The sequence below is a fragment of the Thioflexithrix psekupsensis genome (genome assembly GCF_002149925.1).
Classification (GTDB): domain Bacteria; phylum Pseudomonadota; class Gammaproteobacteria; order Beggiatoales; family Beggiatoaceae; genus Thioflexithrix; species Thioflexithrix psekupsensis.
Map to the genome: position 1 here is coordinate 274,756 of NZ_MSLT01000023.1, position 21,731 is coordinate 296,486.

General features: G+C 42.0%; 20 protein-coding genes. 11 read left to right on the top strand and 9 right to left on the bottom strand.

The window, feature by feature from the left end; translation table 11 throughout:
• Positions 1–68: 68 nt before the first annotated feature.
• From leuS to TPSD3_RS13905, 5 genes are read left to right on the top strand one after another with little or no spacing between them, the layout of a single operon-like run.
• Positions 69–2,504 (top strand): leucine--tRNA ligase, encoded by a 2,436-nt coding sequence (leuS, locus tag TPSD3_RS13885; protein ID WP_086489109.1) that lies wholly within the window; start codon positions 69–71, stop codon positions 2,502–2,504.
• Positions 2,501–3,004, top strand: coding sequence for an LPS-assembly lipoprotein LptE (locus TPSD3_RS13890; RefSeq protein ID WP_086489111.1), 504 nt, complete (start codon positions 2,501–2,503; stop codon positions 3,002–3,004). The genes leuS and TPSD3_RS13890 overlap by 4 nt, the downstream gene beginning before the upstream one ends.
• 43 nt (positions 3,005–3,047) lie before the next feature.
• The gene (locus tag TPSD3_RS13895; protein WP_086489112.1) at positions 3,048–3,254 is read left to right on the top strand and encodes a hypothetical protein; all 207 of its coding nucleotides are present in this window, start codon (positions 3,048–3,050) and stop codon (positions 3,252–3,254) included.
• Positions 3,251–3,517: a type II toxin-antitoxin system RelE family toxin gene (locus TPSD3_RS13900; protein WP_086489114.1), complete on the top strand. Its 267-nt coding sequence runs from the start codon at positions 3,251–3,253 to the stop codon at positions 3,515–3,517. Before TPSD3_RS13895 ends, TPSD3_RS13900 begins: the two co-directional genes overlap by 4 nt.
• A gap of 41 nt (positions 3,518–3,558) precedes the next feature.
• Positions 3,559–4,089 (top strand): hypothetical protein, encoded by a 531-nt coding sequence (locus tag TPSD3_RS13905; RefSeq protein ID WP_140048570.1) that lies wholly within the window; start codon positions 3,559–3,561, stop codon positions 4,087–4,089.
• 313 nt (positions 4,090–4,402) lie between these two features.
• On the opposite strand, the gene TPSD3_RS17635 is transcribed toward TPSD3_RS13905, so the two are convergent.
• Positions 4,403–4,555 (bottom strand): hypothetical protein, encoded by a 153-nt coding sequence (locus TPSD3_RS17635; RefSeq protein WP_176329882.1) that lies wholly within the window; start codon positions 4,553–4,555, stop codon positions 4,403–4,405.
• A gap of 298 nt (positions 4,556–4,853) precedes the next feature.
• On the opposite strand from TPSD3_RS17635, the gene apbC reads away from it, so the two are divergent.
• Complete coding sequence (apbC, locus tag TPSD3_RS13915; RefSeq protein WP_086489117.1) at positions 4,854–5,948, top strand: iron-sulfur cluster carrier protein ApbC; 1,095 nt, start codon at positions 4,854–4,856, stop codon at positions 5,946–5,948.
• A 125-nt stretch (positions 5,949–6,073) separates the two neighbouring features.
• Here the strand turns inward: apbC and TPSD3_RS13920 are convergent, their stop codons facing one another.
• The 5 genes from TPSD3_RS13920 to TPSD3_RS13940 form a co-directional block, all read right to left on the bottom strand.
• Complete coding sequence (locus tag TPSD3_RS13920; RefSeq protein ID WP_086489119.1) at positions 6,074–6,517, bottom strand: hypothetical protein; 444 nt, start codon at positions 6,515–6,517, stop codon at positions 6,074–6,076.
• A gap of 224 nt (positions 6,518–6,741) precedes the next feature.
• The gene (locus TPSD3_RS13925) at positions 6,742–7,521 is read right to left on the bottom strand and encodes a ParA family protein (RefSeq protein WP_086489120.1); all 780 of its coding nucleotides are present in this window, start codon (positions 7,519–7,521) and stop codon (positions 6,742–6,744) included.
• Positions 7,522–7,552: 31 nt separating this feature from the next.
• Positions 7,553–8,005, bottom strand: a complete 453-nt coding sequence (locus tag TPSD3_RS13930) for a molybdenum cofactor biosynthesis protein MoaE (protein WP_086489122.1) — start codon at positions 8,003–8,005, stop codon at positions 7,553–7,555.
• A 1-nt stretch (position 8,006) separates the two neighbouring features.
• Entirely contained in the window at positions 8,007–8,240 is a 234-nt protein-coding gene (moaD, locus tag TPSD3_RS13935) for a molybdopterin converting factor subunit 1 (protein WP_086489124.1), read from the bottom strand.
• Between the two features lie 152 nt (positions 8,241–8,392).
• The gene (locus TPSD3_RS13940; protein ID WP_176329883.1) at positions 8,393–9,973 is read right to left on the bottom strand and encodes a DUF945 family protein; all 1,581 of its coding nucleotides are present in this window, start codon (positions 9,971–9,973) and stop codon (positions 8,393–8,395) included.
• A gap of 320 nt (positions 9,974–10,293) precedes the next feature.
• Here TPSD3_RS13940 and TPSD3_RS13945 point away from each other — a divergent pair, with 320 nt between their 5' ends.
• From TPSD3_RS13945 to TPSD3_RS13955, 3 genes are all read left to right on the top strand, one after another.
• Positions 10,294–12,630 (top strand): phytase, encoded by a 2,337-nt coding sequence (locus TPSD3_RS13945; protein ID WP_176329884.1) that lies wholly within the window; start codon positions 10,294–10,296, stop codon positions 12,628–12,630.
• Between the two features lie 41 nt (positions 12,631–12,671).
• Positions 12,672–13,767, top strand: a protein-coding gene (gene prfB / locus TPSD3_RS13950; protein ID WP_140048571.1) for a peptide chain release factor 2 whose coding sequence is annotated in 2 segments (ribosomal slippage) — positions 12,672–12,743 and positions 12,745–13,767 — 1,095 coding nt in all. Because the reading frame shifts where the segments join, the coding sequence is not laid out codon by codon here.
• Positions 13,768–13,800: 33 nt separating this feature from the next.
• Positions 13,801–15,219 carry a mannose-1-phosphate guanylyltransferase/mannose-6-phosphate isomerase gene (locus tag TPSD3_RS13955; protein ID WP_086489128.1) on the top strand — a complete coding sequence of 473 codons (1,419 nt, stop codon included), beginning with the start codon at positions 13,801–13,803 and terminating at the stop codon, positions 15,217–15,219.
• 3 nt (positions 15,220–15,222) lie between these two features.
• On the opposite strand, the gene TPSD3_RS13960 is transcribed toward TPSD3_RS13955, so the two are convergent.
• From TPSD3_RS13960 to TPSD3_RS13970, 3 genes are read right to left on the bottom strand one after another with little or no spacing between them, the layout of a single operon-like run.
• Positions 15,223–16,926, bottom strand: coding sequence for a potassium channel family protein (locus tag TPSD3_RS13960; protein ID WP_086489130.1), 1,704 nt, complete (start codon positions 16,924–16,926; stop codon positions 15,223–15,225).
• A gap of 2 nt (positions 16,927–16,928) precedes the next feature.
• Positions 16,929–17,312 carry a DUF6394 family protein gene (locus tag TPSD3_RS13965; RefSeq protein WP_086489131.1) on the bottom strand — a complete coding sequence of 128 codons (384 nt, stop codon included), beginning with the start codon at positions 17,310–17,312 and terminating at the stop codon, positions 16,929–16,931.
• Positions 17,313–17,333: 21 nt separating this feature from the next.
• Positions 17,334–18,809 carry an ABC transporter substrate-binding protein gene (locus TPSD3_RS13970; protein ID WP_086489132.1) on the bottom strand — a complete coding sequence of 492 codons (1,476 nt, stop codon included), beginning with the start codon at positions 18,807–18,809 and terminating at the stop codon, positions 17,334–17,336.
• Positions 18,810–18,902: 93 nt separating this feature from the next.
• Between TPSD3_RS13970 and rsmD the strand changes: the two genes are divergently transcribed.
• Entirely contained in the window at positions 18,903–19,457 is a 555-nt protein-coding gene (gene rsmD, locus TPSD3_RS13975; protein WP_086489133.1) for a 16S rRNA (guanine(966)-N(2))-methyltransferase RsmD, read from the top strand.
• Positions 19,458–19,613: 156 nt separating this feature from the next.
• Positions 19,614–21,722 (top strand): tetratricopeptide repeat protein, encoded by a 2,109-nt coding sequence (locus tag TPSD3_RS13980; protein WP_086489135.1) that lies wholly within the window; start codon positions 19,614–19,616, stop codon positions 21,720–21,722.
• The last annotated feature ends 9 nt before the right edge of the window (positions 21,723–21,731 follow it).

Genomic DNA, 21,731 nt, shown 5'->3' on the forward strand with positions numbered 1-21,731 from the left:
GATTATTGCTAAACCCATTAAACCCATTATTTTTCATTAAGAAACCAGCAGCGAGCCAGATATTTCAGATGGAAATCACTTATAACCCACAACAAATTGAGCTTAATGTACAACAACGTTGGGAAGAAGCACAGGCTTTTAAAGTCACAGAAGACCCTCAACGGGAAAAGTTTTATTGTCTTTCCATGTTTCCTTATCCCAGCGGCCGCTTGCACATGGGACATGTCCGCAATTACACCATTGGCGATGTGATTTCACGTTATCAACGGATGCAGGGTAAAAATGTATTGCAACCGATGGGTTGGGATGCGTTTGGTTTGCCGGCGGAAAATGCCGCCATACAACACAATGTCCCCCCCGCACAATGGACACGCGATAATATCGCTTATATGAAAAGTCAGTTAAAACGTCTGGGTTTCGGCTACGATTGGAGTCGAGAAGTCACGACGTGTTTACCTGATTATTATCGCTGGGAACAATGGTTTTTTACGCGACTTTATGAAAAAGGTTTGGTGTATAAGAAAACTGCGCCCGTGAATTGGGACCCGGTGGATCAAACCGTACTCGCCAATGAACAAGTGATTGACGGACGCGGCTGGCGTTCGGGCGCGTTGGTAGAACGGCGAGAAATTCCACAGTGGTTTGTGAAAATTACCGCGTATGCCCAAGAATTGTTAGACGGTTTAGACTTGTTAGACGGTTGGCCAGAAGCCGTTAAAATCATGCAACGCAATTGGATCGGGCGTTCGGAAGGGTTAGAAATTTATTTTCGCGTGGAAAATGCGGCAAACGACATTTTACCCGTATTCACGACGCGCCCCGATACGCTCATGGGCGTGACTTACGTGGCGATTGCGGCGGAACATCCGCTGGCCACGCAAGCCGCTGATAATAATCCAGAATTAGCGCGTTTTATCGCCGATTGTCAGCAAACGGGAGTCGCCGAAGCCACCTTGGAAACGATGGAAAAACGCGGCATGGCTACGGGATTGACCGCGATTCATCCGATTACAGGGGAATCTGTACCCGTGTGGGTGGCGAATTTTGTGTTAATGGGCTACGGCAGTGGCGCGGTCATGTCCGTTCCCGCGCATGATCAACGGGATTTTGAATTTGCACAAAAATACAATTTACCCATTAAAATTGTCATTCAAAATGACGCAAATACGCCACTGACTACACCACTCGACGCAGCCATGACGGAAAAAGGCGTGTTAGTGAATTCGGAGCGGTTTACGGGTTTGACTTCGGAACAGGCTTTTTCTGCCTTAGCGGAAGAATTAGAAGGGCGTAATTTGGGAGCGCGGTTGGTGCATTTTCGTTTACGCGACTGGGGTGTATCACGCCAACGGTATTGGGGCTGTCCCATTCCCATGTTGGAAACGCCCGACGGAACTACAGCCGTTCCCCGTGAGGAATTGCCCGTGATTCTGCCCGAAAATGTCACTTTGACGGGCTCAGGTTCTCCCCTGAAAAAAGACCCGAATTTTTATCAAGTTACTGATTCTATTACACGAGAAACGGACACGTTTGATACGTTTATGGAGTCGTCTTGGTATTATGCGCGTTATGCCTGTCCCGACAGTCAGGCAATGTTAGACGAGCGGGTGAATTACTGGTTGCCGGTGGATCAGTATATCGGCGGCATTGAACATGCGATTTTGCACTTATTGTATGCGCGTTTTTTCCATCGTTTACTACGTGATGAAGGCTTGGTGAAAGGCGATGAGCCGTTTACACGCTTATTGACGCAAGGCATGGTGTTGAAAGACGGATCGAAAATGTCGAAATCAAAAGGCAATACGGTCGATCCGCAAACCTTAATTGAGCAATACGGCGCGGATACGGTGCGTTTATTTATCATGTTTGCCGCGCCGCCAGAGCATTCGTTAGAGTGGTCAGATGCAGGTGTGGAAGGCGCGTCACGTTTCTTAAAACGCTTGTGGCGACAAGTGCATCAATTGGTCGCAGACGGCGCAATTCCCGCGTTAAATAAAGCTGAATTAACCGCGAGTGAGCGCGATTTGCGTCGCCAAGTGCATGAAACTTTACAGAAAGTGAATGATGACATCGGCCGTCGTTACACCTTTAATACGGCGATTGCGGCGTGTATGGAATTGTTAAATAGTTTGAGTAAAGCCGACAATACGCCACAATCTCGTGCGGTCATGAAAGAAGGTTTAACGGCTTTAGTGCAGATGCTGTCTCCCGTCGTGCCGCATATTACACAAGAATTGTGGCACGTTTTAGGACACGATGAATTACTGATGAATGTGACGTGGCCGGCCGTTGATACCAGCGCATTGCAGCGTGATACTGTAGAATTAGTGGTACAAGTGAATGGTAAATTGCGCGCTCGTATTGCTGTGGCGATTGATGCGTCAAATCATGAGATTGAGCAAGCGGCTTTAGCCGATGAAAATGTGCAACGATTTATTGAACATAAAGTGATTAAGAAAATCGTTGTGGTCGCGGGCAAATTGGTGAATGTGGTGGTGGGATGAGTACTTTTTTCCGTGCTTTTGTGCTGATGGTGATCGTGCTGCAAAGCGTGCAGTTATCGGGTTGTGGTTTTCGGCTGCGCGGATCGGCCGATTATCCCATGAAACAGGTTTTTATTGAGTCTGTTTCTGCGCCGCGAATGGCTTATGTCTTAACTCGTGAATTGCAAAACGCGAATTTAACCATTGCCGAATCTAAAAATAATGCTGAAGTGATCGTGATATTAAGCCATGAAATTTTAGATCGGCGCACTTTATCCGTGTCCAGTTTTACGGGTAAATTGGAAGAAGTCGAGTTAAATTATCGCATTCATTTATCGGCTAAAAAAGCAACGGGAGAAGTATTAATTGAGCCGCAATTAATCAGTTTATTACGCGATTATCAATTTGAAGAAACCGCCGTATTAGCCAAAGCCGATGAAGAAATTATGCTAGGTGAAGAATTATTCCGCGAGGCATTAGTGCAGATTATGCGGCGGTTGCAGATGTTGAGGGTGGGGTGATGGGGTTTCTTTTACTTAATAAGCCGTTTTTTTGGAGCTAAAAATGCACCTTAATATTGATGATCAACAACTTAAAGAATTGCTTAAACAAGCATTTTTTGAATTAATGCAAGAACGTCAAAACGACATCGTTGATTTAATGTGGGAGGTTATGGAAGATAAAGCATTAGGGCAAGCAATTATTGAAGGACGGGAGGGGGATTTTGTTGATGAGGAGGAGATTTTTTCTGTTTTGCGTGAACAGATATGAAGGTACATTTTGAGCGTCGATTTTTGCGAGATATTCACAAGATTAAAGACAGATTATTGCGAGTTCAAATTGAAGAAATAATTGATCAGGTTAAGCAAGCTGAATCATTAAACGATATTAATAACTTAAAAAAACTTCAAGGTTATGATACTTTTTATAGAATTCGCTGGCGGGATTATCGTATAGGAATCCAGCATATAAATGATGAAATTATTTTCGTCAGAGTGCTGCATCGTCGAGATGTATATTATTATTTCCCATGATTTTTTCTTGTTTTCAAGTGACACTTAGGAGCGAGAAAAAGGTGGATTTATTTTTATTAATGCGGGAGATCACAATGACAAACCCTCTACCTATGTATCGCAAAATTTTTAACCAAGCCAAATATTATTCAGAAGCCGCAGAACTTCTGTATAAAACAGGTTCTAACGAAGGAAATGCCAGTTATATACCAGGATATATCCTTTGTAGCTCTTTCTGTATTGAGTTGCTGCTTAAATGTCTTATTCTTATACGGAATGACGATATTTTTACCAAGGATGATGTTAAAGCAAAAGGCATTAAAATAGATGATCATGTTTACTCCGAGCTCTTTGACAAAATTGATCAAACTTTTCAAGATCGAATTGTTCAGACATACAATGATCTTTTCAACGAAACAATTACGAAAGATCAATATATCAATCTGTTGTCGTTAGGTAACAAACATTTTATTGAATGGCGTTACATATATGAACACAATGATGAAAAGAATGTGGATATTGAAATTCAAGTGAAGATCACCAATTCTCTCGGAAAATGTATTGAGGACATCTTGAAAGAGCATGGACTGTAATATTTTTCTTTCTCATTCCCAAGTGCCAAGCCTGTAAAATAACCTCCAAAAATGCCATTTTTCGATAGAATTATTAGAATACAATAATGAGTGAAGAATCTACCTTATCTCGTATTTACAAAACTCGTCAAGAGATTTCAAAAAAATACGAGCATGATCCCTACAGATTAGTGGAACACTACATAGAATTTCAAAAACAGTTTGTCTGAATCAGAATTTTCAGAATTAAAAAACAAAAAACTAATAAAGTTAATTCCCAGCAAGTATCCATTTTGAAAATCCTGAAATTCTGAAACTCATTAAGTTTTTATATCTACTTAGATATTAGGTATAAGATACTGCTTAATTTTATTAAACTAAACACTTTACCTGACAAAAAGGTCTCAAACATACTGGTGACTTCCGTATATTTTGTATCAGCTTTCTTTGCCCTATCTAAAATAAATTCTCCCGTATAAATATTCACCGTTCCATACCACGTTTCTGAAAAAATTGGTATAGTAAAAACAACCTCACTCCACCTCCTAGCAGGAGGGAGCTGGGGGCGGTAGAAATGCTGATATTCCAGATTATTTTCGTTTAGGTTTATGCTGAAAAACCTCATTTAGCGTAAGGTGTAAATTGAGAATGGCTAGAATCACTATTTTTAATTTGACGCGCTTGGTCTAAGCAGTGTATTTTAACCGATTCTAATAAACCAAACGGCTCAATGAACCACTTAAAAATAAAGCCTATTTTGTACAATGGCTTCTTGGAGTATTAACATGGCGGATATTGAACAACAGCACATTGAAGCAGCACTAAAACAATACATTGACCCTTTTTTACAAGGGGATTTGGTGTCAAATCGGTGTGTGAAAAAAATCGACATCAACGGCGGACAAGTGAGCGTTGAGGTGGTTTTAGGCTTCCCGGCGGAGGGATACAAAGCCACTTTAGCCGATGCGCTGCACGCCTTGATAAAGGCAGTTGCGGGTGTCACCGAGGTGCAGTTGAACATCAGCAGCCGCATCGCCACACATGCCGTACAAAAAGGCGTTAAACCCTTGAAAGGCGTAAAAAACGTCATTGCTGTTGCTTCTGGTAAAGGGGGCGTGGGCAAATCAACCACAGCCGTCAATTTAGCATTAGCCTTGCAAGCCGAAGGTGCAACGGTCGCGCTACTCGACGCGGACATTTACGGCCCCAGCCAACCGCGTATGCTGGGTGTACCGGGGCATAAACCTGAATCATTAGATGGCATGTCTTTGGAGCCGGTGATGAGCTATGGTTTACAAAGCATGTCCATGGGTTACATGGTGGAAGAAGATACGCCGATGATTTGGCGTGGCCCGATGGTGACGCAGGCTTTAGAACAACTGCTGCGTGACACAAATTGGCGCGAAGTGGATTACATGATCATTGATTTGCCGCCCGGCACAGGTGATACGCAACTGACTTTAGCGCAAAAGATTCCGGTCAGTGGTGCGGTGATTGTCACTACGCCACAAGACATTGCCTTATTAGATGCGCGTAAAGGGTTGAAAATGTTTGAAAAAGTCAATGTTCCCGTGCTGGGAGTCATTGAGAACATGAGCATTCACATTTGCAGCCAATGCGGTCATGAAGAGCCGATTTTTGGTCAAGGCGGCGGCGCGAGAATGGCTGAAGAGTATAAAGTAACGCTGTTGGGCGCATTACCTTTGGACATGGCTATCCGCGAACACGGTGATGCCGGCCATCCCACAGTGATTGCCGCGCCAGAGAGTCGAATTACGGAAATTTACCGCGACATCGCTCGCCGAGTCGCTGCCCAGTTATCGACGCAATCCAAAGATTACAGCTATCGTTTCCCGACCATTATGGTAGAGAATACTTAATAGGTTTTGGCGTGAATCCGTGGGCGAATACATTAGTTCGCCCACGGGACTGTCTTGGGTAAATGAGGGATTTCATGTGACATACACCCGTTTAGTGGGCGATGCCTCCTACTTTAATCTGTCTCTTATCCCACAAATTCTGACAACAATTGATATTGTGCTTCGTTTTCGCCGCTTTCTGAGCTTTCGTCACGCGCAATATTTGTACAAGTACGCGCCATACGACAATACATCGCCACATCCCACGCCAGGTTTTCTTTTGCTCCCGGCGCGACGCAAGTGGCCGCCGCTTTAGCAACAAAATGCCCCGCTTGATCACGCCAGTCTCCATCCGCACCACAGCGGGTATAACTCTCTACACTGGCCGCTTTAGCCATTTTGTGCGCCATTTGTAGCTCATCTTCCGCGGTTGCGGGATTCTCTGCCAGTTTAACAGCCCGTTTGATACGGTCATCCTCGTATAAGGATAAGACGTTTTCAACAAACAAAGCTGCCACTGCACGTTGCTGAGAAACGCTTAACTTATTCAATTCAATACGAAATTCATTGTCATTGCTGATTGTAATCATTAATAAATCTCCCTTAATAATGTTTTACCAAATGACTCGGTTAAAGCATACCTCGGCATTGTCTTGTGTAGTGTATTTTTCATACCTTCTTTTAGTTCATTTTTTCGTCCCGGACTCGCTTATATTATAATGCTTCTCCCGACATTATCGCTAAAAATACGAGTTTAATGGCAAGAAAAGCAAGATAACAGAAACAATCTAAACTTTCTTTATCCCTGCTATTGTCAGTTTTCTTTCTCCAATTCCCCGTACAATTCCAAAAACCGCTGGGTAATTTTATGCGAGCGGTCGTGATAAATTAAGGGAGTAGAGGCTTGATGAGATTCGCGTACTTTGACCGAATGTTCTAAACGGGTTTTAAAGACAGGTAAACCTTCATCAATTAATTCTTGTACCAATTGCTTAGGTAAGCGGGCATTGCTTTGAAATTGATTCACCACAATCCCTTCGATTTTTAATTTATCATTATGATCGCGTTGAATCTCAGCCACACTGTCATATAACGCATATAATGCCTGACGCGAAAAATCATCACAATCAAACGGAATTAAACAACTATCCGCCGCCACCAATGCCGATAAGGTAAAGAAATTTAATGCCGGTGGAGTGTCTAAATAAATGGCATCAAATTGGGAATCTAATTGATTTAAGGCTTCGCGTAATTTAAACAATTTATAACGAGATTCTAACTTACTGTGCAAACTATCCAGCGAAGTGGCTGAAGGTAAAAGATGAAGGCGCGCAAAAGGAGTGTCATGAATAAATGCCGTAATAGGCTTATTATGATAAAAAGAAAAATTTAAAGTTTGCTCAAAAAAATCCGCCAAATGCGGCCGAATAGTTGCCGCCGTTTCCACTCCTAATAAATATTGACTTGAATTGCATTGTGGGTCTAAATCAATTAACAGGGTACGCCGACCTTTCATGGCACTGATCGCCGCCAAATTACACGCGATGGTGGATTTGCCCACACCCCCTTTTTTATTAAAAATCACTCGACGCATATTTAATTTCCTTATGGTTAATTGTTGTTATTTATTCGCTTTGAGCATGATAGGGACGATTGAATTGAACCCAGCGAATTTCACCATTCTTTAACTCTTCTTTTTTCCAAAATGGCGCGTTATATTTAAGCTCTTCAATTAAATATTGACACGCATCCAAAGCCGCGTCTCGATGCGCCGACCATGCCGCCGTTAACACAATGGTTTCACTCGGCCGAATTAAGCCCACCCGATGCACAATTAATACGTCTCCTAATGTCCAACGTGTTTTGGTTTGTTCAGCCAGATGCTGCAAATAATGTTGGGTCATGGCGGGATAATGTTCCAACCAGAGCGTTTTAACGGCATCCCCTTCGTTGTGGTCGCGCATGGTGCCGACGAAAACAGCCGACGCGCCCAAATGTTCCCGTCCTGTCATTTGACGTTCTTGTGCGGCCAGAATTTCCCACGCGTTAAAAGGAGACTCGGTAATTTGTACGTGCATCTTAACCCCCCGTCACCGGCGGAAAAAAAGCCACTTCATCCCCATCTTTTACCACCGTTTCGGCAGTGACATAGCTTAAATTAACGGCCATTAAAATATTTATCGGTAAGGGTAAATCGCCACAAATTTGCCGCCATAACGCGGAAACCGTAGTCGGCACAGTCAGTTCTAACTTTACTTCACTTTGTTGCAACTGCTCGCGCAAACTGGCAAAAAATTTTACCGTCACAGCCATGATATTCTCCTTATTTTACTGATTGAGTGATGAATTGTATCGCGCCAATTTTCAATCTTCAAACATTTTATTCACCCAAAAACAAAAAGGGATAACCCGCTATTGATTCGGATTATCCCTTTATTTAGCAAAACAATCGTTTTTGCTTGCACTTAAAAAGGCAGCGGCATTTCAACGCCATTTAACAAAAATTTACCCTGACTTAAAACTAACTTTGTTGTATAACGTCCATCAGATTCAGCCAGATATTTAGCCACAACAAATTGCGCAATTTGTCCATCCACCATTTGCGCAATTTCATCTTCAGACGGTTCAGCATCTTCCGGTAAATCTGAAATCACACTCAGTGTCAGTATTTTCTTTAACAAAGCGGCATCTAAAGCAGCATCAACTTCCACGGTAATAGCCTGCATTAAGGCATTCGTATCATCTAAATTTAACGGCTGCTTACCATCAACACTGGCTTTGGCATTTACGTCTAACTGCCCTTGTTGCGTTTTCAATTGTAAGGATTTCACCATTAATTCCGGAGAATCCGCCCATAAGCCCGGTAATTCTTGCATAAATGTGCCGATCATCACCATGCCCATTAAATCTTCGGATAAATGGCCATTTTGGCGTTGTTGCTGCACTTCACGCACTTGTTTTTGAATGCGTGCCATTGCGGCGGCATTAACCTGATTCAACGACCACTGATCACGATAACTCATTTCCAGCGTTTCTTCGTCGATGCCTTCGAGTAATAACTTGCTGATTTGGTTAGATAATTGATAGCTCACGGTGCTTCCATCCACCTGACCATCAGCCATCAATTCAAACCCTTCTAACAACAAACGAAATGCCTCTTCCCCTGTATCTTGCAGATCAATTTTGGCCACTTTCATCGTGCCTTTACTCAGATCAACCTGCAAACCATCGGCATTTTCCTTTAAGGGAATACTGTCCGTCTTTGAGTCTAACTTTAACTCATTCAAAAGAAAATTTACCGTATCCACTTTTGCGGTTAAATCAGGTAAATGGAGATTCAACTGCACAGGAAACATATCCACGTCAAATTGGCCACTTAACGTCGATTTTGCCCAATCCAATGTAAAAGTAGATTGCTCACCTTTTTCAAGAATCTTTAACTCCCCGAAGGTCATCTCAATACGGGGTTGTTCAAAAGTTTCATTATAATTCATTTTCCCCGTTAAGCCGTCCCATTTTAGCGAAATATCGCCTGAGGATTCATCGGCGGGTAATTCTCGCGCCCAAGGGTCAACATTCAACACACTGCTGCCTGCGCCTTCCTTATCAATGTCGGTTTTCACCACCAACACGGGCAACCCCCCCAAACCTTCTTCTATTTCGGCATCGACCACGGCTCTAATTTCCGTCAAGATCGTCAAGGGCTTACCATGTGCTTCCACTTGGGCTTGAATATCTTGTTTAAGGCGGGTTAATAACACCAATGGATCGGCTTCGACTTCAACGGCATCTAAAGGCTGGTCTTTCACCGTATGTTTTACAGAAAAGGCTTTCAGATCATCGGGTTCGCTGGCTTCCTCGGTCATGAGGGATTCATCTGATGACTCTTCAGATGTCCCTTCAGAGGACTCTTCAACGGAGGGTTCTTCGACTTGAGTGACTTCTTCCTCTTCTGTTACTGGGGCGGTTTGTGCGTAGATCGGCATAGGTAACAGCAATTGGGCTGTTAAAAATCCCGCTAAGGTGGTATATAAAACAGGTTTCATTGTCATAGAATTCCGTAAAGTTAGGGTGAAAAAAGTATGACGTAAAGTACAGCTCCGTGCCAACACAATACCGTGTTTTGCCGCTTTTTTAAACCATGTTATACTAAAATAATTCTCTTATTTAGTACACGTTTTCATTGCGTTTAAATAATTGGCTTTTTTAACGATTTCCTGTTAAAAACCTTATCATAGTGGAGACATAAACGATTAACACAAGGGACAGTGGGATTAAGCCACTTATTATTTCCTTTATTCTTAACCTGAAGTGGCGTTGTCTCTAATGCGCTTATTAATGACTTGTTTTGTGGGGGGAGATGGTTATGTTGTTTTATCGAGTGGGTTTGTGGGTTTTATTACAAGGTGTGCTGGTGCATGACATTTGGGCAAGTACATTTTCTCCGCGTGCTAATGTATTCGTAGCAGAAAGCCAACGTTTATACTTGCCAGCCATTGCCGCTTATCCCAGCGCAAATGCCATCACTTATCAAGCGGAATTACAGTGGTCAGAGGCACAATGGCGAGTAACACATTTGGCAGAAAACACAGCGACATTGAGCGCGTCAAGTTTGTATGATGTCAGCACCGGCCAATTGCTCATCCCCACCGTAGCCACGACACAAGGACAATTTGCAGTACGTTTAGGGGTTAATGCCACGCATGATGCGTTGAACCTGTTAGACATCAAACCTCATCCTCGCCCGCAACAGGTTCTCGCCCAAGGTTTAAATGTGCAAGGGGTGCAATTGTGGCTGCCGGCGCGTTCCCAACAAGCCCGCGTCCTAGTGAGTACAACAACAGGCGTTTATCCATTTGATTTAGATGGAAATCGTTTAGGCGATGTGCTGTATGCGCATCACAGTGGTGCAATGGACATTCGCTATCGCATATCTTTTGCGGGACAATGGGTGTCATTGCTGGCAATTGCCGACGAAGCGCAACAGCAAGTGGCTTTATTGCGTCTCGATCCAAATACGCAAGAATCGCCATTATGGGCAAATTTACCGTTAAACAAAAAACCTGAAGCCATTTGTTTATACCGCAGCCGTAAAACAAATGAACATTATTTGTTTACTATCACGTCGCAGGATATGACCCAATGGCAATTAAATTTTCGCGGAGAATCATTAGATATTACACCATTAATCACCCGTCCTTTGACCCTTGCGGCGACAGCGTGCGTGGCTGACGACGATTACGGACAGGTGTATGTGGGCAGCGATCAAGGTATTTCTGCTTATCCCGCTGAACCCGAAGCCTTCGCCTCACAAATGGCTACTGTAGTCACTTCGCACGCCAGTGTGGATTTAAGTTTTTATTATACAAATTACGGCGCAGGCTACCTATTAAGTCTGACTACCGACGGAGAAGTGATTGCGGTGCGACGTGATGATGGAGTGGTTTTAAACGGCTTTGGCGTAATGGAAGATGAAACGCCTGATTTTACTAGAAAAAATCAATGGGCGGGATTGGCCGTAATGCCGCGTGGCGTGGCGGCTGCGCGCAATGAATTTGCGCAAGGGGTCATCGCTTTGTGGGATCGCCAAGCCGATGCCATACAATTACTGTCTTGGGGTGACGTGGCCGAGGCCATGTATTGGTTAGTTGAACCCACCACAGACCCAAATTCGTGGAACATGTCGAACTCACAGGCCGTATTGGTGCGCCCAACCTTGCAAACACAGCCGGTTAATACCTCTGGGGATGCTGCGGATGATCCCGCGATCTGGTTACATCCCACCCATGCGGAATTAAGCACCCTATTGGGAACGCAAAAACAAGGCGGCTTATTTGTTTACGATTCGTCAGGAAATGTAATTCAGTTTTTAGCGGATGGTCGTTTGAACAATATTGACTTACGCTATGGTTTTCTTTTGGGGGAACAACGTGTTGACATTGTGGCCGCGACCAATCGCACGGATAACAGCATTAGTTTATACCGCATTGATCCAAATAACCGACAATTAGAATCCACAGCAGCCGAGCGCGTTTCAGTGATGCTCAATGAAGAAGTCTATGGCGTTTGTATGTATCATGATAAAACCGCAGATAAATATTACGTTTTTGTCAACGAATTTGGTGGCTTAGTGCAGCAATGGCTATTGTCAGACAATGGACACGGCGCGATTGATACGACATTGGTACGCACTTTTGACGTGGGATCACAGACAGAAGGGTGTGTGGTCGATGACTATTTAGGTTATTTGTATATTGGCGAAGAAGATGTGGCGATTTGGCGTTATTCGGCACAACCCGACGCAGGCACAGAACGAATCGCTATTGATCAAGCCGACGGCGGATTTTTCAGTGCCGATGTGGAAGGTTTAGCCTTATATTATCTCAATGAAACAGAAGGTTATCTGATTGCCTCCAGTCAAGGCAATAACACTTATACCGTCTATGAACGCGGTGGCGAGCATCGCTATTTAGGCGCGTTTCGCATTGTCAACGAAGAACGTTTGGGGATTGACGGCGTTACCGGCACAGACGGCATTGATGTCACCAACAGACCCCTCGGTGATGCGTTTCCTCTGGGCGCATTTATCGCGCAAGACGATGTCAATACTTTGCCCAGAGCTTTTCAAAATTTTAAAGTGGTGCCGTGGGAACACATTGCGACACGCTTAAATTTGCAAATGAATCCTGCATTTAAACCTTAAATTTAACGATAATTCAACCTTATTTCACGAGACCATAACGCATGGAATTAACAGGCTTATATGAGACATTAAAAAATGTCAGCTATCGGGTAGAAACGCTTAGGGGGTATCTTTGACTATGACCATAAAGCAGAGCGTTTAATTGAAGTTAAACGAGAATTAGAACAACCCGATGTGTGGAATCAACCCGAACGCGCCCAAACTTTAGGACGAGAACGGGTACAATTAGAACAAGTGGTTGATTTATTAACTACTTTGAGCCAATCCGTGATCGACACCAGAGAATTATTAGAAATTGCCGATCACGAACAAGATGGGGAAATGTTACACGCGGTTGAAACCGATTTATTGCATTTAGAAAAACAATTAGCCGACTTAGAATTTACCCGTATGTTTTCGGGAGAAATGGACGCAAATAACGCCTTTTTAGACGTGCAAGCAGGATCGGGCGGAACGGAAGCCCAAGATTGGGCAGATATGCTATTGCGTATGTATTTGCGTTGGGCTGAAAGTCACGATTTTAAAACCGAAATTATCGAATTATCACCGGGCGATGTGGCTGGCATTAAAAGTGCGACGGTCAGCGTACAAGGGCAATACGCTTATGGCTGGCTGCGCACAGAAACGGGCGTACACCGTTTGGTGCGCAAATCGCCTTTTGATTCAGGTAATCGTCGTCACACTTCGTTTGCGGCTATTTTCGTTTCGCCTGAAATTGACGACACGGTGGAAGTGGATATTAATCCCGCAGATTTAAGAATTGACGTATATCGTGCCAGCGGCGCGGGCGGTCAACACGTGAATCGCACTGAATCCGCGGTGAGAATTACCCATTTACCCACTAATATTGTGGTGCAATGTCAAAATGACCGTTCTCAACATAAAAATAAAGCCACAGCCATGAAACAATTGCAGGCGAAATTGTACGAATTAGAAATGCAAAAACGCAACGCCAATCAGCAAGTGATTGAAGACAATAAATCAGATATTGGTTGGGGTCATCAAATTCGTTCTTACGTGCTGGATCAATCGCGGATTAAAGATTTACGTACTGGGATAGAAATTAGCAACACGCAAGCGGTGTTAAATGGTGATTTAGATGCGTTTATTGAAGCCAGTTTAAAAAGTGGTTTATAACTTGATTTTAACTATTTTAAAGAGAAGCTAATAATGAAGCTAATTCCAGTCATTTTATCAGGTGGTGTAGGAAGCCGTTTATGGCCGTTATCGCGGGAACATTATCCCAAGCAATTGCTGGCCTTAGCGGGCGAAAAAACCATGTTACAAGACACCGTAACGCGCTTAAATGGTTTAGCTGATTTAACAGGGCCAATTGTGGTGTGTAATGAAGTGCATCGCTTTTTAATTGCCGAACAATTACGGGCTTTAAATATCACGCCATTACATCTTATTTTAGAACCCGTTGGCAGAAATACTGCGCCTGCGGTGGCGATTGCGGCCTTGACCGCACAAGCAGAAGAAGCCGACGCGCTGATTCTGGTTTTACCGGCGGATCATTTGATTCAAAACCCTGAAGCCTTTCGTGACGCGGTGACAGCAGGAAAAAGCGCGGCCGCACAAGGTCATTTAGTCACTTTTGGTGTGGTGCCGACGCGTCCTGAAACGGGTTATGGTTATATTAAAACGGGAGAATCTTTAACGCCTGATAATGCCGTTTTTAAAGTCGCGCAATTCGTCGAAAAACCCGATTTAAATACTGCAACCAATTATTTAAAAAGTGGTGATTATTATTGGAATAGTGGGATGTTTCTTTTTCGGGCAGATGTTTATTTAGCCGAATTGGCGCGTTATTCTCCTGACATGCTTATTGCCTGTCAACAGGCTTATGAAAAAGCCAAACAAGATGCCGATTTTTTGCGTATAGACAGCGAAAGTTTTACCCAATGTCCTGCGAATTCTGTCGATTATGCCGTGATGGAAAAAACTGAAATGGGCGCGTTAATTCCTTTATCCGCACAATGGAGTGATGTGGGCGCGTGGTCGGCATTATGGGAAGTGAGTCCGCGTGATGAAAATGAGAATGTGCTATTAGGTGATGTGCTAACGCATGAGGTAAAAAACTGTTATTTACGCGCTGAACATCGCTTAATTGCGGGGATTGGTTTAGATAATTTAATCGTCATTGAAACAGCCGACGCGGTGTTAATTGCACCGATAGAACAAGCGCAAACGGTGAAAAAAATTGTTGAGCAGTTAAAAGCGGGTAATCGCCACGAAGCCAATTTACATCGCCGCGTGCATCGCCCGTGGGGAACGTATGAAAATATTGATGTGGAAGAGCGATTTCAGGTTAAACGTATTATGGTAAAGCCCGGTGCCAGCTTATCGCTGCAAATGCACTACAATCGTTCCGAACATTGGATTGTCGTTAAAGGCACGGCCGAGATTACGCGAGGGGAGGAGATTTTTTTACTCAGCGAAAATCAATCGACTTATATTCCGCTGGGCATTAAACACCGTCTCGCTAATCCCGGTAAAGTTCCTTTAGAAATCATTGAGATTCAATCAGGTTCTTATTTGGGCGAAGATGATATTGTGCGGTTTGAAGACGTATATGGACGACAATAAAAACTACGAACTCAACCATCGCCAGAGATAACTACGCGGAATCGTCTCTCCCGTTGACACATAATGTAAAACAAGCGCATCGTTTAAACTCGATTTCATCAGCGATGCGCCCATCGGCGTACCACACCACAACAAACGATCCCCACTGCGTAAACTTTCCGTTTCATCTGGCATTAACAAGCATTCTTGCGCCCGCACCAACAACAAGGGAATCGCGCATAATTTCTCACTGCGCTCCCGCGGATCGGCTAATAAACATTCTAAATTAACCGCTTTTTTTTGCTTAAATAATTCAAAAATGGCAGGCGTATCTTTTTTGTTAATATTAACCTCCCAAATGTAAGGATTATCGATTTGTAATTGGTTAATTTTAGCAATTAAATGTTGTGACCATTGCTCACCGCGTTGACGCGCTAAAGTCATAAATTCATTTAACAAAGGAATGCCTAATAAAACCCGAATATGATCCGCAATAATTTGACTGGCTTGCATCACCACATTGGCATGAACAGCCTCAAAAATAATGCGATTTTCGGAGCGATTTTCCCGAATCACCACAAATAAATTGGGATTTAATTCGCGTGCGGTCATGACAATCGATAAATTATCAATATCATCATTTGTCCCCGCCACCAAACCGACCGCCTCTTCAATGTGCGCTTGACGCAACGTCACCGCTTCCGTACCCCGCCCGACAATACATTGTCCGCGAGGATAACCCATTTTTTCTGGGGCTAAATCGACAATCACCAAATGAATATCTTGTTCTTTGCGTAATTGTTCATACACCGATTTACCAAAACGCCCATAACCACACAAGACCCAAATCCCTTGCCGCGGTGGATTTAAATCACGTAATGTCACCCTATCGCGTCGCCCAATAAACCATTCTAATAAAACATGCAAACTGGGAGAATGCAACATGGTTTTTAACTGCTCGGCAAAAATCTCAAAAGGATTATAAATATAATTCGTGCCGAACGAAGCCATATTGGCCGCCACTTCATGAGAATCAACACGCCCAATAGCACGTACTTGGGGATTTAATAATTTAGTGGTAATGCTAATGTGCAAATTGGCTAAATTATTATTCGTAATGGCCACCACTCCCGCACAATAAGGACTTTTTAATCCTGCTTGTAATAACACTTGAGGACGGCTGGCATCATCACATAAATTAGGGATATAAACAGGGTGATTATCTAAAATTAAATTATCAATGCGCGTTTGATCAATTTCTACCACCACCGTGCGAATATCATGTTGATCTAAGGCATGAACTAAAGATTCTCCCGTGTCGCCATAACCGCAAATTAAATAAAAAGGTTCTTTAATGCGCTGTACTGAACCGATAAAATGACGCACGGTAAATACTTTTTTCAGCGTGTCGTTTTGAATTAAAGTTAAAATCGTTCCAATCGCATATAACCAACCAATGACGGTTAAATAAATCGAGATAGAAACCCATAACCGCTGCGCCCCAGAAAAACTATAAGGAATTTCTCCAAAACCAATGGTGGTTGCGGTGTAAGAAATGAAGTAAAACGCATGGAAAAAATCCATGTAATAAACTTTACCATCCACCTCAATACCAGGGATTAATGTCATGCCGACAATAGAAATCGTGTAAACGCTTAATAGCACCAGTAATGGGATGCGCATTCGTCGCATCACTAAAAAAATAATAGAACTGCTGCGATCTTTCATAATCAACGCCGTAACATGACTGTTTCAATCACCAATAATAAAACCGAAACCAAATTAGCCACCAATGCCCCGCCCGATAAAGACACAATACTGGCCATCACGCTGGGAGTCATGGGCGATTGTTCTACGTATAACACAAATCCCCACACAATCGCCGCCGCGATCAATTGTAAGTCTGCGACTAAACTGGTGGCCAATAATACCGCGCCCACTTGAGAACGGTCGCCAAATTTTAAAATGGTCGCGGCAAAATTGACAAAAATCGCCGCCGCTAATTCATAAACATGATGGTGATCAGGATTGTCAATGTCGCCAAGAAAAAAACCAAAATTTAACGTCATTGCCAAAACAATAAAAAAACCAAAAACAACTTTTTCTGGATTCATGTGTTTATCTCGATTTAAAAATTAATGTGAAGGCGTGATCAATGTGGCTGTTTTTAAGCCATCATAATTACCATCTGCCGCTAATGAATAGCCGTGCAAACGTTTATTATAAACTAAAATATGGTCTTCATACCATAAGGGAATATAAGGCAATTGTTCATGTAAGTAAGTTTGTAATTGACGGTATAAATTGGCTTGGGTTTCTAATTCTTGGGCTTGTTCGGCTTGTTCGATGAATTGATCCACGATGGGATCAACAAAACGTCCGCGATTAGCCCCATTGGGTGGTTGGGCTTCGCTGTGAAAAGCATAACGAAAAATATCGGGCGTTTTTATTCCAATCCACGCTAAACTAAACATTTGAAAACGCCCTTGTTTAATATCACCATAAAACGTTCCCCAATCATAAGTCTGTAAAGAAACGGTTAAGCCTACTGCTTCTAATTGTTGTTGAATCACACTGGCTAAACGCACCCGAAATGGATTATTAGAGGTTTTATAACTCAGCATTAAAGGCATTGATTTATCGATAGAAGCCAATAATTGACGCGCTAATTCAGGATTATATTCATAATGATTTACCGTTTGCCCCGCCCAATGGTGCGGCGGTAATAAACCGTGGGCTAAATCGGCCGCATTTCCCATGACATATTTTATAATGGCTTCTCGATCTATCGCGTGAGCAATCGCACGGCGCACGGTTAATTGTTGTGTTAATGGGTCTTGTAAATTAAAACCTAAATAAGCAAAATTGCTGCCTGTTCTGGTTTCGACTTTAACTGATTTCTGTTGAGATAACCACGTGACTAATTCAGGCGATAAATCATTTTGAATTAAATCTAATTCGGCATGAATTAATTTAAGCGAACGCACCACAGGGTCTTTTACTTCATAAAAAGTCACTAATTGCCCATCATGGCGACGACGTAATGTTAAACGATTGTCTTCTTGCCATTGGATAAATTCAAATTCGCCATTGCCAATAGGATGACGAGTGAAACGGTGATCATGTAAATCATGGGGAACAATCCCCACCGTTAAGCGCGTGGGAAAGAGTAAATCGGCTTTATTGAGTTTAAAAATTAACGTGTTATTATCGACAATTTCAATTTCACGAATAATTTGCAAATTACCGCGTAAAGGTGAGGCATTTTCCGCGTGCAAAATCCAGTCATAAGTCGCTTTAACATCGTGCGCGGTTAAAGGGCGTTGATGGTGAAAATCAGGACGATCAGGACGCAAAGTCAGTTCATATTCCAATTCAAGCGCATCCCGCACGCGCCAATCGGCTAAATCAGGCACAGGACGCAACGCGGCATCAAAATCGACCAATCCCCGATATAACAGGCGATTAATGCGCGAGGACGCGGCATCGGTGGCTTGGCGCGGGTCTAAATTCACGGGCGCGGCGGCCAAACCAAAACGAATCGCGGCATTGTCAGGCGCGCCACAAGCGGTTAATAATAGCAAGCTGGCGAGAAAAATAATGTAGTGCATTTTAAGCTCGTTGGGCAAATCACAAACGGCCAATTTAATCGTATTTTTAGTCGTTTGGCAATCTGAAAAAGAAAGGTTGATAAAATAAATAAAATGGGCAAAATTAGAATTATCGGTGGAGAATGGCGCGGACGAACTTTAACGGTTTTAGATAAACCCCATTTAAGACCCACTCCCAATCGCATTCGTGAAACATTATTTAATTGGTTAAACTGGTCAATTCCGAGTAGTCATTGTTTAGATTTATTTGCGGGTACGGGTGCATTGGGTTTAGAAGCGGCTTCGCGGGGAGCGAAAAGTGTTTATTTAGTCGAACACGATGCGCAATTAGCCACACAATTACGTCAGTTATTAACGCAATTAAATGCCACACAAATTAAAGTGATTCAACAAAATGCGTTTCATTTTTTAAATAGTCCGCCTGAGAAACCGTTTAATATTGTTTTTTTAGACCCGCCTTTTGGTCATGATTATTTGGTGACTTGTTGTCAGGCCTTGAGTCAAGCGGGTTGGTTATCTTCTGGTGCGTTGATTTATTTGGAAGCGGAGCAGAATTTAAGCGAATTACCGTTGCCCGCACAATGGCAGTGGATAAAAAAACAGCGCGCAGGACAGGTTAATTATTTTTTGGCGAGAAATGGGGAGTAGGGATTGGTTGTTGTTTATAAAAAATAAACGACTAAAAGGACTCCTCCTTCTTTGTAAAATGCGGTAAAGCATTTTGTCCCCAACTTGCTCAAATTCAGTGCAGTGATTATACTGTTGATCTGTACTGAATTTTTTAAATCTTGATAAGGTGATGTGATGACAAAGTTATCGTTAGAAAAACAAGAAGAATTAAAAAAATTGGATGAATCTATTCATCATGATCCAGAGAATGCACAGGGGTACAATGAACGTGCTATTCTTTACGCGGAAAATGGAAAATATGATGAGGCGTTTGCTGATTTTAATCAAGCGATAGAATTAGAACCTAAAAAAGCAGATTATTATAATAATCGTGGTTTTTTCTATCTAAAACAAAAACAGTATGAAAAAGCATTAGCTGATTATAATCAAGCTATAGCCTTGAGTCCTAAAAAAGCGCGTTATTATAATGATCGTGGCAATGTTTATTTAGAGCAAAAACAGTATGAAAAAGCATTAGCTGATTTTAATCAAGCTATAGCTTTAAATCCTAAAGAGATAGGTTATTATCATAATCGTGGCCTTGTTCATGCGAAGCAAAAACAGTATGAGGAAGCATTAGCTGATTATAATCAAGCTATAGCTTTAAATCCTAAAGAGGCAGGTTTTTATTTTAATCGCGGCAATATTTACTCTGAGCAAAAACAGTATGAGAAAGCATTAGCTGATTTTAATCAAGCTATAACTTTAAACCCTAAAGAGGCAGTTTTTTATCTTGAGCGTGGCACTGTTCATTCAAAGCAAGGGCAGTATGAGAAAGCATTAAGCGATTATGATAAAGCCATAGCATTAAATTCTAAACAAGCTGCTTTTTATAATAATCGTGGAAATATTTATGCAGAACAAAAACAGTATAAGGAAGCATTAACTGATTTTGATCAAGCCATAAGATTAAATCCTAATGATGCGCGGGCTTATTATAACCGTAGTAGTATTTTTTTTGAGCAAAAAGAATATGAGAAAGCATTAGCTGATTATAATCAAGCTATAATATTAAATCCTAAAGAGGCGGGTTTTTATCATAATCGTGGCATTGTTTATTTTGAACAAGAAAAATATGAGAAAGCATTAACTGATTATAATCAAGCCATAGAATTAAATCCTGATGAATGGACTTTTTATTTAGCAAGAGCTGCTTGCCATGCTCACCAAAAAAACCTCAATATGGCCGCCCAAGATTTTGAGAAAGCAGGCGAATTAAATCCCGATCAAAAACATTTTTACTTTCAAGTTTTAGAAAATTTTAAACTGACTGACCAGTTAGAACAAACTAATATCGAATTAGAACGACTTAATTCCGAATTAGAAAAAGCCAACACAAAGCAACGAGAATTCACTCGTGAATATAACCATTGGTTGGGTAATCATCTTTTTCCGCACCGTTTGCAAAAAATTGCAGAGGAATTAAAAAATTATCCTGAATTAAAACAACAACATTTAGTTTTATTAAACAGTGCGCAGCAAGAGGAATTAACAAGAATTAATGCCCAATTATTGCGTACTCGGCATTTATATGCAGGTGATGACAAGCAAAGTAAGCAAGAGTTTCAACGCCTTATCTTAGGTGATCGTGATCCTTCTCCTGACGAAGCCCGCACTTTTCCAGAAATTTTAAACGAATGTTTAAAACTGAGAATTTCTGATTTATTCCAATATCATCCACTAAAAAAACAATGGGAAACCTTCTTAGTCAAAAACGAAAAAAATGCAGCGCAATTACAACAAGATTATCAAGATCAGGTTTTACTGGGAACGATGCCTGTTATTGATTGGATTAAGGCTAATTTAATGCCTGAATTTGAAGTGACATTAAATGATGATTGGCAAGAAATGCGGGTTAAAAAACTTAATTACGCCGAAGCCATTTTACGCAACATTTTATCCGAATTATTGCTTAATCTATTAAGATATAGCGATTTAAGCCATATAAAACTGCATTTCACCACCCAAACCCATCAAGAATTGGAATATTTAACGCTTGACTTTTATAATACTTATCAAGAAAATAAGAGCGTAGGTTCTGAAGTCGGCTTAAACGCTTTACGGGAAACGCTAAAGCAAATCAATGATGATGTGGATACTTTAAAAATTGAAGATGATAAAGTGTCTAAATTTTTTCATTTAACATTTGGTTTGCGGAAAACTATTTTTATCCGTTCAGAAATTTCAAAACAACGTACTAAACGCTTGGCTAAAATGTTAGAAGCATACATAAGTGGGGATTAGAAGGAAATG